Below are 15,106 nucleotides of genomic sequence, written 5' to 3' on the forward strand. Positions count from 1 at the left end.
TCTCGTCGGGGGCGGCCGGTTCGCCGGGCCGCTCGGACTTGCTCACGACGTGCACGCTCCTCGGCTGGCGAGGGCCACGGAGCGCGACGGCCCGCGCCGCGCTCCGTCCGGCCCACCCTGGTACGGGACGGGGGCCGGTCCGCTCATGCGGGCAGCCACCGCCGGACACAGGCGATCAGGTCCTCGGTGTCCACGGGCTTGGTGACGTAGTCGCTGGCGCCCGAGGCGATGCTCTTCTCCCGGTCGCCGGGCATCGCCTTCGCGGTCACCGCGATGATCGGCAGCTCGGCGTACTCGGGCATCCGGCGGATCTCGGCGGTCGCGGTGTAGCCGTCCATCTCCGGCATCATCACGTCCATCAGCACCAGCGCGATCTCCGGGTGGTGCGTCAGCGTCTCGATGCCCCGGCGGCCGTTCTCCGCGTGCAGGACCCGGAAGCCGTGCAGCTCCAGGATGCCGCTGAGCGCGAACAGGTTGCGCGCGTCGTCGTCGACCACCAGGACGGTGCGCCCGGTGGGGGAGTCCTCCCCGGTGTACGCGCTCGCGCGGCGGGGCTCCTCCGGCCGGACCAGGGTCAGCACGTCCCCGGGCTCCTCGGCGGCCAGGTGCAGGGCGATCCGCTCACGCAGCTCGTCGAGGCTGGACAGGAACTCCAGGGTCCCGCCCGCCGTACCGGTGCGCAGGTCCTCCTCCAGGGCCGCGTCGGCCCGGTGGCCGCTGTGCACCAGGACGGGCACGCTCGCCAGGGCCGAGTCGCCGCGCAGCGCGTGCAGGAAGCGGGACGCCTGTCCGTCCGGCATGCCCAGCTCCAGGACGACGCAGTGGCACGACTCGGCCGCCAGCGCGCCGGCCGCCTCCTGCGCCCCCACGGCCGTGATCACGTCGAGCGGGGGCCGGTCGCCCGCCTCGTCCCGCCCGTGCGACAGGTCGGCGATCACGCTCTCCGCGACCAGGGTGAGCAGACCGCGCGGACGCTCCTCCACGACCAGCAGCCGCCGCGGACGCCGCCGGTGGCCGCCCGCGGTCAGCTCGGGCACCGGCGCCGGCCGGTCGAGCACGTCGGGCGACGAGGCGTCGGGCACCCGCTCGGGGCCGACCCGGCCCAGCACATCCTCGAAGTCGGGCCGGGCCACCGGCAGGTACAGCGTGAAGGTGCTGCCCCGGTCCGGCGTGCTGTCCACCGTGACGGCGCCGCCGAGCAGCTGGGCGATCTCCCGCGTGATGGACAGGCCGAGCCCGGTGCCGCCGTACTTGCGGCTGGTCGTGCCGTCCGCCTGCTGGAAGGCGCCGAAGATCGACTCCAGGTTCTGCTCGGGGATGCCGATGCCCGTGTCCTTGACCCGGAAGGCCACCACGGCGCCGCCCCGCACCACACCCGCCGGCACCTCGTCGTCCGGCGCCGGCTCGACGGCCAGCTCCACGCCGCCCCGCTCGGTGAACTTCACCGCGTTGGAGAGCAGGTTGCGCAGCACCTGGCGCAGCCGGGAGTCGTCGGTCAGCAGGTCGGCCGGGGCCCCGGTGGCCGTCGCCACCGTGAACTCCAGCCCCTTCTGCGTCGTCATCGGCCGGAAGGTGGCCTCGACGTACTCGATGAGCTGCCGCAGCGTGACCCGTTCCGGGGAGACGTCCATCTTCCCCGCCTCGACCTTCGACAGGTCCAGGATGTCGTTGATCAGCTGGAGCAGGTCCGAGCCCGCGGAGTGGATGATGCCCGCGTACTCGACCTGCTTCGGGGTGAGGTTGCGCGAGGGGTTCTGGGCCAGCAACTGGGCGAGGATCAGCAGGCTGTTGAGCGGGGTGCGCAGCTCGTGGCTCATGTTGGCCAGGAACTCCGACTTGTACTTCGAGGCCAGCGACAGCTGCTGGGCGCGCGCCTCCAGCTCCTGCCGGGCCTGCTCGATCTGGAGGTTCTTCGCCTCGATGTCCCGGTTCTGCGTGGCCAGCAGGGAGGCCTTGTCCTCCAGTTCGGCGTTGGAGTGCTGGAGTTCCTCCTGCTGCACCTGCAGCTCCGCCGAACGCGCCTGGAGTTCGGCGGTCAGGCGCTGGGACTCGGCCAGGAGTTCGTCGGTGCGGGCGTTGGCCACGATGGTGTTGACGTTCACGCCGATGGTCTCCATCAGCATCTCCAGGAAGTCCTGGTTGATCTGGGTGAACGGGGCGACCGAGGCGAGTTCGATGACGCCGAGGACCTGCCCCTCGACCACGATGGGCAGCAGCACCAGGGCCGTCGGCACGATCTCGCCGAGACCCGAGGACACGGTCAGGTACCCGGCCGGGAGGTCGTCCACCAGGATGGTGCGCCTGCTGCGCGCCGCCTGGCCGACCAGCGAGCGGCCGAAGGCGAAGCGGGTGGGCCGGGCCGTGGTCTCCGGGTAGCCGTACGAGCCGACCAGCCGCAGCTCCGGGCCGGCCTCCCCGTCCTCGGCCAGGTAGAAGGCGCCGTACTGCGCCGACACCAGCGGCACCAGCTCGTCCATGATCAGCTCGGCGACCACGGGCAGGTCCCGGTGGCCCTGCATCAGGCCGGAGATACGGGCCAGGTTGGTCTTGAGCCAGTCCTGTTCCTGGTTGGCCCGGGTGGTCTCGCGCAGGGACTCCACCATGGAGTTGATGTTGTCCTTGAGCTCGGCGACCTCGCCGGACGCCTCCACGTTGATGGAGCGGGTCAGGTCGCCCTCGGCCACCGCCGACGTGACCTGCGCGATGGAGCGGACCTGGCGGGTGAGGTTGCCTGCCAGCTCGTTGACGTTCTCCGTGAGGCGCTTCCAGGTGCCGGAGACGCCCTCCACCTCGGCCTGGCCGCCGAGGCGGCCCTCGGTGCCCACCTCGCGTGCGACGCGGGTGACCTCGTCGGCGAAGGCGGACAGCTGGTCGACCATCGTGTTGATCGTCGTCTTCAGTTCGAGGATCTCGCCGCGCGCGTCGACGTCGATCTTCTTCGACAGGTCGCCCCGGGCCACCGCGGTCGTCACCAGCGCGATGTTGCGCACCTGGCCGGTGAGGTTGTTGGCCATCGAGTTGACGTTGTCGGTGAGGTCCTTCCAGGTGCCGGCGACGTTCGGCACGTTGGCCTGCCCGCCCAGGCGCCCGTCGGTGCCGACCTCGCGGGCGACGCGGGTGACCTCGCCCGCGAAGGCCGACAGGGTGTCGACCATCGTGTTGATGACGTCGGCCAGCGCGGCGACCTCGCCCTTGGCGTCGACGGTGATGCGCTGCGACAGGTCGCCCCGGGCCACGGCGTTGGCGACCTGGGCGATGGAGCGGACCTGCCCGGTCAGGTTGGACGCCATCACGTTGACGTTGTCGGTGAGGTCCTTCCAGGTGCCCGAAACGCCGCGCACCCGGGCCTGCCCGCCCAGGTTGCCGGCCGTGCCCACTTCGCGGGCGACGCGGGTGACCTCGTCGGCGAAGGCGGACAGCTGGTCGACCATCGTGTTGATGGTGTTCTTGAGTTCGAGGATCTCGCCGCGGGCGTCCACGGTGATCTTCTGGGAGAGGTCGCCCTTGGCGACGGCGGTGGCCACCTGGGCGACGTTGCGCACCTGGTTGGTCAGGTTGCCCGCCATGAAGTTCACCGAGTCGGTGAGGTCGCGCCAGGTTCCCCTGACGCCCTGCACGTCGGCCTGCCCGCCGAGGCGTCCGTCGGTGCCGACCTCGCGGGCGACGCGGGTGACCTCGTCGGCGAAGGCGGAGAGCTGGTCGACCATCGTGTTGATGGTGTTCTTGAGTTCGAGGATCTCGCCGCGGGCGTCCACGTCGATCTTCTGGGAGAGGTCGCCCTTGGCGACGGCCGTGGCCACCTGGGCGATGTCGCGGACCTGCGTGGTCAGGTTGCCGGCCATGGCGTTGACCGAGTCGGTCAGGTCGGCCCAGGTGCCCGAGACCCCCGGCACCTTGGCCTGGCCGCCCAGCGTGCCCTCGGTGCCCACCTCGCGCGACACCCGGGTCACCTCGGAGGTGAACACGGACAGCTGATCGACCATGCCGTTGAAGACCTTGGCGATGTCGCCCATCAGCCCGTCGGCGTCGTCCGGCAGCCGGGTGCCGAAGTCGCCGTCCCGCACGGCGGTCAGGCCCGCCAGGAGACGGCGCAGGTCCTGATCGGCCGGGGCCGAGTCGACCGCCCCGGCGCTGTCGTTGGTCATGCGCACCCTCGTTCCGCTCCCCAGCGAGCCCTCGGTGCGAGGACTCGGAACCCCCTCCGGACCGATTGGGTGGGTCCGGGTTGTCGCGCGGGCATTTCCGCTGTTCACGGATTTGCACGGTGAGAAAAATACGCCCGAGATTAACCCAGGCACCGGGCGCCGACAAAGCGGGGGACGTGCCCGGCGGGGACCCGTTTCGGCAACGATCGCGGTGTGTGTGGACGGGCTGGTGACGGGTACCCGGCGCGGTTTCACACCCCCGATCGGCCCGCGGCCCCGAATGCGGGGGCCCCGGCCGGGTATCTGCTGCTGTGGAGCCGGAGCGGCCGGTGGCGACCCGCCCGGCCCCGCACATGCCAGCCACACGGGAGGGAAGGGACAGCGTGCCGATGGAGACTATCTGGTCGTACCCGGCGGACAGCGGTCACGTGGAGGGACAGGACCTGACGGGCTGCACCGTCGTCGCCGACGACGGCACCATCGGGCACGTGGACCGGCAGGCCGAGCACTTCGGCATGGAGCACCTGGTCGTCGACACCGGGGTCTGGGTGTTCGGCCGCAGCGTGCTGGTGCCCGTCGGCGTGGTCCGCGGTATCGACCCCGAGGCCCGCACGGTCACCCTGGCCTGCAGCAGGGCCGAGGTGAAGGCCGCGCCCCGGTTCAGGACCGACAGCGAGACGATGGACCGCGCCTACCTGGCGTCCGTCGGCGACTACTATCACCGGCTGCCGCCGCGGGAGACCACCGCGACCTGACCGGCCACCGAAGGACAGCACGCGCAACACGCGGAACACGCGGACACGCAGCTCGCGCGGACACGCGGACACGCGGAAACGGGGACCCACGACATGGAACCAAGCGACGGGATCACCACGGCCTCGTCCGGCGTCGCGCCCCTCGGCGCACCGGCGCCGGGCGGCGTGGCCGGCGCGGCGGAGGCACGCGCGTACGCCGAGACGGTGGCGCGGGCCCACTGGGGCGAACCGGGCCGCGCGGTCCGGGATGAGGACGTCATCGACCTGCTGCTGGTGGTCTCGGAGCTGGTCACCAACGCGATCCGGCACGGCGACGGGCTGGCCGGCTTCGAGGCCCGGCCCACGCCCGAGGGACTGTGGATCGCCGTGCACGACAACAGCCCGGTGGTGCCGCGCGCCGCGCGGGCCTTTCCCACCACGCACCCCGGCGGCGGCTACGGCTGGCCGCTGGTCGCCCGCCTCGCCCGGGACATCGCCGTGGACCTGCGGGACGGCGGCGGCAAGACGATCAGTGTGCTGGTGCCGCTGCGGCACGCGGCCGGCTGAGCCCCGGCCCGCCCGGGCCCGGCTCACCAGGGCAGGAAGACGTGGATGTCCTTGCCCCGCTCGCCCGCGACCACGCTCACCTGGTCGGACAGGGTGTGGATCAGGTGCCAGCCGATGCCGCCGCCGCCGTTGCTCGGGTGGAAGGGGCGCGGCGCGGGCTCGGTCGTGCTCGTGTCGTGCATGACCACGTGCACACCGTCGAAGGTGCGCCGCAGCCGCAGCTGGAAGGGCCCGGGGGCGTACTGCACGGCGTTCGCCGCCAGTTCGGTGACGACGAGCAGGATGTCGTCCCAGTGCTCGGGCGCCGAGGGGGGCGCCGCACGCGCCAGGTCGTAGAGGAACTCCTCCGCGACCAGCCGGGCGCCGGTCACGTTGTGCAGTTCCCCGGTGAAGCTGGCCGTGCGGTTCGTGATCTCCTCGGAAGCCAGTGTCCTGTCCCTACGCGACTCGGCTGCCATCTCGCCTTCCCCGGCCCGGCCGGCACCGGCCGGGCGTCGTCCTTCCTTCGTGTTCCCTTCGTTTGTTAGTTCCCGAGACGGCCGAGGGTAGTCGCGCCGAATCCCGAGCCCGGCGGCCGGCGACCGGGGGTCGGGGAGCGGTCACCCCCGGTCGCGGGGTCACCGCAGGAACACGCTCTCCGTCTCCTCCCAGCCGGGCGGCTCCTCGGGCGGCTCCTGCGCCGGCCGGCGGTACGAGCGCGCCTCGTACATCGCGTCGATCTCCAGGGCGTAGGTCCGCACGATCTCGTCCCGCCGCAGCTTCATCGACGGGGTGAGCAGTCCGTTGGCCACGTCGAAGGGCTCCGGCAGGACGCGGAAGACCCGGATGGACTCCGAGCGCGACACCGCGCTGTTGGCCGCCGCGACGGCCCGCGCGACCTCCTCCCGCAGCGCGTTCTCCTCCCGCGCCTCACGGGCCGCGGTCTCCCCCTGCACGGCCAGCGCCGCCCGCCAGTGGACGAGGAACTCCGGGTCCAGCGTGATCAGCGCGCCGACGCAGGGCCGGTTGTCGCCGACGACCACCGCCTGGTGCACCAGCGGGTGCATCCGCAGCCGCTGCTCCAGCGCGGACGGGGCGACGCTCTTGCCGCCGCTGGTGATGATGATGTCCTTCTTGCGCCCGGTGATCGCGAGGTAGTTCTCGTCGTCGAGGTGGCCGAGGTCGCCGGTGGCCAGCCAGCCGCCGCGCATCACCTCGCGGGTGGCGGCCCCGTCGCCGACGTACCCCTGGAACAGCGACGGCCCGCGCACCAGGATCTCCCCGTCGTCGGCGACCCGGATCTCCACGCCGGGCAGCGGCTGCCCGACGGTGCCCGACTTCTCCCGGCCCAGCGGCTGCATCGTCAGCCCGCCGCTGGTCTCCGTGAGGCCGTAGCCGTCGTGGACGTAGACGCCGATGCCCTCGTAGAAGAGGGACAGTTCGCGGCTGAGCGGCGAGCCGCCCGAGGTGGCCCGCTGCACCCGGCCGCCGAGCGCGCCCCGCAGTCTCCGGTACACCGTGCGCTCGTACAGCGCGTGCTGGAGGCGGAGGTCGAAGCCGGGCCCCGGGCCCCTGCCGAGCCGCTGCCGCTCCAGCGCCGCCGCGAAGTCCCGCGCCGTACCGGCGGCCCGCTCGAACAGGGCCCCGCGACCGGCCTGCTGGGCGGTGCGCAGGAAGTTCTTGTAGATCTTCTCCAGGACCGACGGCACGGCGTACAGATACGTCGGGCGGAAGGAGCGCAGCGCCGCGGCGAGCGCGTCGCCGGTCATCGCCGGCTCGTGCGCCATCAGCAGCCCGGCGCGCACGCACAGGCTCTGGACCATCAGCCCGTACACGTGCGAGAAGGGGAGGTAGGCGAGGACGGCGCCCTGCTCGCCCTCGGGTGCCACCGTGCGGCCCCAGCCCGCGATCAGCGTGTCGCAGGGCGAGGCCAGCCCGCGGTGGCTGAGCGCACAGCCCATGGCCCGGCCCGTCGTCCCCGAGGTGTAGGCGACGACCGCGGTGGAGTCCGGCAGCACGATGCGGCGCATCGAGTCGACGGTGGCGAACGGGAGGTACTCGCCGCGCGCCACCAGCGCCTCCAGCGCGCCCGCGTCCAGCTGCCAGACGTGGCGCAGCGCCGGCAGCGACGCGCACACCGACCCGACGGTCATCACGCTCTGCTCGTCCTCGACCACCACGCCCACACAGCCCGCGTCCCGCAGGATGTACTCGACCTGGTCGCGCGAGGAGGTCGGATAGATCGGCACGACCTCGGCGCCCACCGTCCACAGGGCGTGGCTGAAAATCGTCCACTCGTACCGGGTACGGGCCAGGATCGCCACCCGGTCGCCGGGCTGGACGCCGCTCGCGATCAGCCCCTTGGCCACGTCGACCACCTCGTCGCGGAACTCCACCGCCGTCACCTCGTCCCACACCGGGGAGCCGGGGCCGCGCCGACGTGCGAGCATCGGCAGCGTCGGGGTGCGGGCGGCCGTCTCGAAGAGGCTGTCGGCGAGCCCGCCGGTCAGCGGTGGGACGGACCCGGGAGCGGGCGCGAGGTCGCGCATACGCTGGCTCCTGACGTGTACGGACGGTGACACCACCCACGAGCACCGTGGCCGGCGGTGCTCGGAATCTAGCCGAGCCCCGGGCGACGGGGGGCCGGGACGGCAGAAGTGCTCCCGCCCGGTGATCTCCGCTCAGGCCGCCTGGGTCCGGCGCACGCAGGCCGTGACGACCTCGCGCAGGCTGCCCGTCCGTTCCAGCAGCTCGCGCTGGACCCGGGCACCGTTGCCGTGCCGCAGCAGCGTCTCGACGCCCTCGCGCACGCGGTCGAGGTCGCCGTGGTCGGCCAGCGCCTCCTCGACGTGCTCCACCAGCGCCCGCACCACCGCGGCCGCGGGCATCCGCCGCATCGTCGCCGGGTGCAGCAGTTCCTCCGTCAGACCGGAGCGCGCCGCGCGCCACGCCGCCAGGCGGAGCAGGCTCACGCTGTGCCCCGCCGGCTCGGTGTCCGCCCGCCACTCCCGGGCCGCGGTCTCGACCAGCGCGCGGGCGAGGGCGGCGAGGACGACCGCGGTCGTGGCGTCCAGGCAGACGTCCGCCACCCGGAACTCGACCGTCGGATAGCGCGGGGAGAGCCGGACGTCGAAGTAGACCATTCCGTCGTCGAGGATCGTGCCCGTGGCGAGCATGTCCGCGACCCGGCGGTGGTAGCGCTCGGCCGAACCGAACAGCTCCGTCGGCCCCGCCGACGGCCACCGCTGCCAGACCCGGCTGCGGTAGCTGCTGTACGAGGAGTCCTCCCCCTGCCAGAACGGGGAGTTCGCGCTCAGCGCGGTCAGCAGCGGCAGCCAGGGCCGCACCCGGTCGATGACCGCGACGCCCTCCTCGTCGGAGCCGACCGACACGTGCACGTGGCAGCCGAGGACCAGCTGCTCCTGGACGACGACGCCGTACTGGTCGGCCATCCACTCGTAGCGGCGGTTCACTCCGATCGACGGGGTGACCGGCAACGGCGACGAGGCGAGCGCGGCGACCGCGCACCCGATGCCCCCGGCGTGCCGGCCCGCCTCCTCACGGCAGCGGACGATCTCCGTGTGCAGCCGCTCCATGTCCGCCTGCGGATGGGTGGCGAACTCGAGCATCTGCTCGTGCAGTTCCTTCTCGAAGACGTCCTGTTCGGCGTCGTCGAGCGACGCCCTGGCCAGCACGGCGGCGGACAGCGCCCGTGGCTCTCCGGTCACGGGGTCGACCAGGAGGAGTTCCTCCTCCACTCCGACGGTGCGCACGTGGTGCCGCCTCTCTGTGGGCTCCCGGGACCAACCGACTGCCCCGGGCAGCCGGTCGGACACCTGGTCGTCTCACAGGGCGTACGGCGCCAGCCAGACCGTGGCGAGCGGCGGCAGGGTGACGCGGATGCCGCCGTCCTCGGGCTTGACCGGGTCGGGGTTGGTCACCCCGCTGCCGCCGAACTCCTCGGCGTCGGTGTTGAGCACCTCCTGCCAGGCGACGGCCTCGTCCGGAACGCCCAGCCGGTACTCGTGCCGCACCACGGGGGAGAAGTTCGACACCGCCAGCAGCGGGGCGCCGGCCGCGTCGAACCGCAGGAACGCGAAGACGTTGTCCTCGGCCGCGTCCACCGCGACCCACCGGAAGCCGGCCGGGTCGGTGTCGCGCTGCCACAGGGCCGGGGTGCGCGCGTAGCGGGTGTTGAGCTCGCGGACCAGGTCCTGGACGCCGCGGTGGTCGGCCGCCGAGTGGTACCCCTCGTCCAGCAGCCACCACTCCGGCCCGTGCTTCTCCGACCACTCGGCGCCCTGCGCGAACTCCTGGCCCATGAACAGCAGCTGCTTGCCCGGGTGGGCCCACATGAAGCCGAGGTAGGCCCGCACGTTGGCCCGCCGCTGCCACCAGTCGCCCGGCATCTTCGACACCAGCGCCTGCTTGCCGTGCACGACCTCGTCGTGGGAGATCGGCAGGACGTAGTTCTCGCTGTACGCGTACACCATCGAGAACGTCATCTCGTGGTGGTGGTACTTGCGGTGCACCGGCTCGTGCGCGGCGTACTCCAGCGAGTCGTGCATCCAGCCCATGTTCCACTTCAGCCCGAAGCCGAGCCCGCCCGTGTCGGTGGGCCGGGTCACCCCGCCCCACGCCGTCGACTCCTCGGCGATGGTCACCACACCGGGGCAGCGCCGGTAGACCGTCGCGTTCATCTCCTGCAGGAACGCCATGGCCGCCAGGTCCTCCCGGCCGCCGTACTGGTTGGGCTCCCACTGCCCGGAGTCGCGCGAGTAGTCCAGGTAGAGCATCGAGGCGACCGCGTCGACCCGCAGCCCGTCGATGTGGAACTCCTCGCACCAGTACACCGCGTTCGCCACCAGGAAGTTGCGCACCTCGGTCCGGGCGAAGTCGAAGGTGTACGTGCCCCAGTCCGGGTGCTCCGCGCGCCGGGAGTCCCCGGGCTCGTACAGCGGGTCCCCGTCGAAGCGGCCCAGCGCCCAGTCGTCCTTCGGGAAGTGCGCCGGCACCCAGTCCATGATCACGCCGAGGCCGGCCCGGTGCAGCGCGTCGACCAGGAAGCGGAAGTCGTCGGGGGAGCCGAGGCGCGCGGTCGGCGCGTAGAAGCCGGTGACCTGGTAGCCCCACGACGGGCCGTACGGGTGCTCGGCGACCGGCATCAGCTCCACGTGGGTGAAGCCCAGGTCCTTGACGTACGCGGGCAGCTCCTCGGCCAGCTCGCGGTAGGTGAGCCCCGGCCGCCAGGACGGCAGGTGCACCTCGTACACCGAGAACGGCGCCTCGTGGACGGGCGTCGCGGCCCGGGTCCGCATCCACTCGGCGTCCTCCCACTCGTAGTGCGAGGAGGTCACCACCGACGCGGTGTTGGGCGGCTCCTCGGCCGCGCGGGCCATCGGGTCGGCCTTGAGGAAGCGGTGCCCGTACCGCGAGTGGATCTCGAACTTGTACCTGGTGCCCTCGGCCACGCCCGGCAGGAACAGCTCCCACACCCCGGACGAGCCCAGCGAACGCATCGGGAACGCGGTGCCGTCCCAGTGCGTGAACTCGGTGGCCACCCGCACGCCCTGGGCGTTCGGCGCCCACACCGTGAACCGGGTGCCGGCCACGCCCTCGTGGCGCATGGGCTGCGCGCCCAGTGCCCGCCACAGCTCCTCGTGGCGCCCCTCGGCGATCAGGTGCAGGTCCAGCTCGCCGAGCGCGGGCAGGAAGCGGTAGGGGTCCTCGGTCTCCTGCTCGCCCTCCTCGTAGGCCACGGCCAGGCGGTACGCCGGGATCGCGGACAGCGGCAGGACACCGGAGAAGAGACCGTCCCCCTCGGACACGAGGGCGTGGCGCTCGCCGTCCACGACCACGCCCACCTCGCGGGCGAAGGGCCGCAGCGTCCGGAAGGCGATCCCGCCGGCCACCGGGTGGGCGCCGAGCAGGGCGTGCGGATCGTGGTGGGCGCCCGCCAGCAGGCGGTCCCGGTCGTGGGGGTCGAGCGGCGGGGCGCCGCCGCACGTGCCGGGCGTGGCCGGGACGGGCGCGGACGGCTCGGGGAGTGAGGTGTCGCGGAGAGCCACGGGTCAGTCTCCTCTCACGGCGAGTCGTTCGATCGCCGCCATGGGTACGGGAAGCCAGTCGGGGCGGTGCCGGGCCTCGTACAGCACCTCATACACGGCCCGGTCCGTCTCGTAGGCGCGCAGCAGGCCGTGCTTCTTACGGGGGTCCCATCCGGCGCGGGCGGCGTAGCCCGCGCAGAACGCCTCCCGGCAGCGGCGCGCCCACTCGGGACGCCACGGGCGCCGCTGCCGGGCGGCGTAGTCGAAGGAGCGCAGCATGCCCGCGATGTCCCGGACGGGGGAGTGGGCGCTGCGCCGTTCGGCCAGCGGGCGGGACGGCTCGCCCTCGAAGTCGATGACGAACCAGTCCCGGCCGGCCCGCAGCACCTGTCCGAGGTGCAGGTCGCCGTGGATGCGCTGGGCGGGCGGCCCAGAGTCGCAGGTGGTCAGCGCGGCGAAGGCGGCCCGCAGTCCGGGTACGAACGGCTGGAGCGCCGGCACGCAGTGCGCGGCGGCGTTGAGCCGCTCGGTCATCGCCGCCGCCGTGCGGTCGTTCTCCCCGGGCGGCCCGGCCGGGAAGGCGGAGGCCAGCGCCAGGTGCACGTCGCCCATCGTCTGCCCCAGCTCGTGGGCCTGCACGGTGAAGTCGTCCCCGGCGGCGAGCGCGTCCAGGGACAGCGTCCAGCCGTCGGAGGCGTCGTGCAGGAACGGCTGGAGCACGCCCAGCGTCGCCTCGTACGGGTGTGTCGTGCGCATCCACGCCACCGGCGCGGGGACCCGGCCGCAGCCCTGGCGGGCCAGCGCGTCCGGCACCTCCAGGTCGGGGTTGACGCCCGGCTGGACGCGCCGGAACAGCTTGAGGATGAACTCGTCGCCGTAGATCAACGAGGTGTTGGACTGCTCGGCGTCCAGCAGGCGCGGCGCGAGTCCGCCGGGCACCGGCCGCGCGGGGTCGGACTCGAAGCGCAGCGGACCCGCCTTGCCGGGGTGCCGCAGCCGTTCCAGGAGGAGCTGCGCGGTGCGGGGGTCGTGCAGCGCGTCGTAGACGGTGCGCCCGGCGAGCGGACCGTCCCGCACCTGCCCGATGACCGCCCGGCCCAGGCGCGGCGAGGGCTGTTCGCGCACGCCGAGCAGCAGTTGGTAGCAGTCCCCGGCCGAGGGGGCGCCGCCCGGGGCGGGCACGGCGTCCTGGCCGGTGTGGACCAGGAGGTGCAGACAGCCCGGGAACAGCTCGGTCATGGACAGCAGACCCAGCTCGGCCACGGGCCGGTCCTTGCCGGCGAACCAGCGCTGGCGCGGCAGCCACTCCCGCAGCAGCTCGCCGAGCGAGGCCATGGGCTCGGCGAGTTGCCTGCGTCTGGGGCGCAGGGGTGCGGTCTTCGGCATGGTGACGCGTCCTTTCCTCGGCCCAGGCTCAAGCGCGGCGGCCGATGCGGGATGCGACTCGGGTGAGCCGGAACCAGTAGAAGCCGTGGCCCCCGAGGGTCAGCAGGTACGGCAGCTCGCCGATGGCGGGGAAGCGGACCCCGCCGAACAGCTCCACCGGGTGGCGTCCGGCGAACTCGCGCAGGTCGAGTTCGGTGGGCTGGGCGAACCGCGCGAAGTTGTTCACGCAGAGCACCAGGTCGTCCTCGTACTCCCGCAGGAAGGCGAGCACCGCGGGGTTGGAGGAGGGCAGTTCGGTGTAGGTGCCGAGGCCGAAGGCGGGGTTCTGCTTGCGGATCTCGATCATGCGGCGGGTCCAGTGCAGCAGCGACGACGGCGAGGCCATGGACGCCTCGACGTTCGTCACCTGGTAGCCGTGGACCGGGTCCATGATGGTCGGCAGGTAGAGCCGTCCGGGGTCGCAGGTCGAGAAGCCGGCGTTGCGGTCCGGCGTCCACTGCATGGGGGTGCGCACCGCGTCGCGGTCGCCGAGCCAGATGTTGTCGCCCATGCCGATCTCGTCGCCGTAGTAGAGGATCGGCGAGCCGGGGAGGGCGAGCAGCAGCGCGGTGAACAGCTCGATCTGGTCGCGGTCGTTGTCCAGGAGCGGGGCCAGGCGGCGCCGGATGCCGATGTTGGCGCGCATCCGCGGGTCCTTGGCGTACTCCGCGTACATGTAGTCGCGCTCTTCGTCGGTGACCATTTCGAGGGTCAGCTCGTCGTGGTTGCGCAGGAAGATGCCCCACTGGCAGCCGGACGGGATGGACGGGGTCTTGGCGAGGATCTCGGAGACCGGGTAGCGGGACTCGCGGCGCACCGCCATGAAGATGCGGGGCATGACCGGGAAGTGGAAGGCCATGTGGCACTCGTCGCCGCCCGCGGAGTAGTCGCCGAAGTAGTCGACGACGTCCTCGGGCCACTGGTTGGCCTCCGCCAGCAGCACGGTGTCCGGGTACAGCGCGTCGATCTCGCGGCGGACGCGCTTGAGGAAGGCGTGCGAGGCGGGCAGGTTCTCGCAGTTGGTGCCCTCCTCCGCGTACAGGTAGGGCACGGCGTCGAGGCGGTAGCCGTCCACCCCGAGGTCCAGCCAGAACTTGAGCGCCGCCAGCATCTCCTCCTGCACGGCCGGGTTCTCGTAGTTGAGGTCCGGCTGGTGGGAGAAGAACCGGTGCCAGAAGTACTGGCCGCGGACGGGGTCGTAGGTCCAGTTGGAGGCCTCGGTGTCGACGAAGATGATGCGGGCGTCGGCGTACTGGGTGTCGTCGTCGGCCCAGACGTAGTAGTCGCCGTAGGGGCCGTCGGGGTTCTTGCGGGACTCCTGGAACCACGGGTGCTGGTCGCTGGTGTGGTTCATGACGAAGTCGATGATGACGCGCATGCCGCGCTGGTGGGCGGCGTCCACGAACTCGACGAAGTCGGCGAGGTCGCCGAACTCGGGGAGGACGGCGGTGTAGTCGGAGACGTCGTAACCGCCGTCGCGCAGCGGTGACTTGAAGAAGGGCGGGAGCCAGAGGCAGTCCACGCCCAGCCATTGCAGGTAGTCCAGCTTGGCGGTGAGGCCCTTGAGGTCGCCGACGCCGTCGCCGTTGCTGTCCTGGAAGGAGCGGACGAGGACCTCGTAGAAGACGGCTCGCTTGAACCAGTCGGGGTCGCGGTCCTTGGCCGGAGTGTCCTCGAAGGTGTCCGGCACGGGCTCGTTGACGGTCATGACGCTCCTGACCCTCCGTTCTGGGGCGCTGCGACGGACGGCAGGCGGACGTGGAAGACGTGGGCGGGGGCCCGGCCGGGCTCCAGTCGCACGTAGTTGGTCCGGCCCCAGTGGTAGGTCTCGCCCGTGAGTTCGTCGAGGACGGGCACGGTCTCGTGCCAGTCCAGGCCGAGCTGCGGCATGTCGAGGGAGATCGTGGCCTCCTGTGTGCGATGCGGATCGAGATTGGCGACCACCAGGACGGTGTCGTTCCCGAGGCGCTTGCTGTACGCGATCAGCGCGTCGTTGTCGGTGCGGTGGAAGCGGAGGTTGCGCAGCCGGTGCAGCGCGGGATGGTCGCGCCGGATGGTGTTGAGCTTGGTGACGAGGGGGGCGATGGTGCGGCCCTCGCGGGCGGCGGCCTCCCAGTCACGGGCTTTGAGCTGGTACTTCTCGCTGTCGAGGTATTCCTCGCTGCCTTCGCGCAGGGGGGTGTGTTCGCACAGTTCGTAGCCGCTGTAG

Annotated in this window: 9 protein-coding genes and 1 pseudogene; 2 read left to right on the forward strand and 8 right to left on the reverse strand. The window is 72.2% G+C overall.

Annotated elements, in window-relative coordinates; translation table 11 throughout:
• Window positions 1–143: 143 nt before the first annotated feature.
• Complete coding sequence (locus IE108_RS31050; RefSeq protein ID WP_079163400.1) at window positions 144–4,145, reverse strand: HAMP domain-containing protein; 4,002 nt, start codon at window positions 4,143–4,145, stop codon at window positions 144–146.
• A gap of 389 nt (window positions 4,146–4,534) precedes the next feature.
• On the opposite strand from IE108_RS31050, the gene IE108_RS31055 reads away from it, so the two are divergent.
• A complete protein-coding gene (locus IE108_RS31055; protein WP_079163399.1) occupies window positions 4,535–4,900 on the forward strand; it encodes a hypothetical protein in 366 nt (121 codons plus the stop codon).
• 93 nt (window positions 4,901–4,993) lie between these two features.
• A complete protein-coding gene (locus tag IE108_RS31060; RefSeq protein WP_064726249.1) occupies window positions 4,994–5,446 on the forward strand; it encodes an ATP-binding protein in 453 nt (150 codons plus the stop codon).
• A gap of 23 nt (window positions 5,447–5,469) precedes the next feature.
• On the opposite strand, the gene IE108_RS31065 is transcribed toward IE108_RS31060, so the two are convergent.
• The 7 genes and pseudogenes from IE108_RS31065 to IE108_RS31095 form a co-directional block, all read right to left on the reverse strand.
• A complete protein-coding gene (locus IE108_RS31065; RefSeq protein ID WP_064726248.1) occupies window positions 5,470–5,904 on the reverse strand; it encodes an ATP-binding protein in 435 nt (144 codons plus the stop codon).
• 159 nt (window positions 5,905–6,063) lie between these two features.
• Window positions 6,064–7,974 carry an AMP-dependent synthetase/ligase gene (locus IE108_RS31070; RefSeq protein WP_064726247.1) on the reverse strand — a complete coding sequence of 637 codons (1,911 nt, stop codon included), beginning with the start codon at window positions 7,972–7,974 and terminating at the stop codon, window positions 6,064–6,066.
• Window positions 7,975–8,106: 132 nt separating this feature from the next.
• Window positions 8,107–9,198, reverse strand: a complete 1,092-nt coding sequence (locus IE108_RS31075; protein ID WP_064726246.1) for a glutamate--cysteine ligase — start codon at window positions 9,196–9,198, stop codon at window positions 8,107–8,109.
• A 72-nt stretch (window positions 9,199–9,270) separates the two neighbouring features.
• Window positions 9,271–11,493 (reverse strand): 1,4-alpha-glucan branching protein GlgB, encoded by a 2,223-nt coding sequence (gene glgB / locus IE108_RS31080; protein ID WP_064726245.1) that lies wholly within the window; start codon window positions 11,491–11,493, stop codon window positions 9,271–9,273.
• A 3-nt stretch (window positions 11,494–11,496) separates the two neighbouring features.
• Window positions 11,497–12,858, reverse strand: a complete 1,362-nt coding sequence (locus tag IE108_RS31085; RefSeq protein ID WP_064726244.1) for a maltokinase N-terminal cap-like domain-containing protein — start codon at window positions 12,856–12,858, stop codon at window positions 11,497–11,499.
• A 28-nt stretch (window positions 12,859–12,886) separates the two neighbouring features.
• Window positions 12,887–14,605 (reverse strand): maltose alpha-D-glucosyltransferase, encoded by a 1,719-nt coding sequence (gene treS / locus IE108_RS31090; RefSeq protein ID WP_064726243.1) that lies wholly within the window; start codon window positions 14,603–14,605, stop codon window positions 12,887–12,889.
• Window positions 14,602–15,106, reverse strand: a pseudogene (locus tag IE108_RS31095) (alpha-1,4-glucan--maltose-1-phosphate maltosyltransferase); the annotation flags it as partial. The gene treS and the pseudogene IE108_RS31095, both read right to left, overlap by 4 nt.

The sequence above is a fragment of the Streptomyces parvulus genome, from assembly GCF_014648855.1.
Taxonomy (GTDB): domain Bacteria; phylum Actinomycetota; class Actinomycetes; order Streptomycetales; family Streptomycetaceae; genus Streptomyces; species Streptomyces parvulus.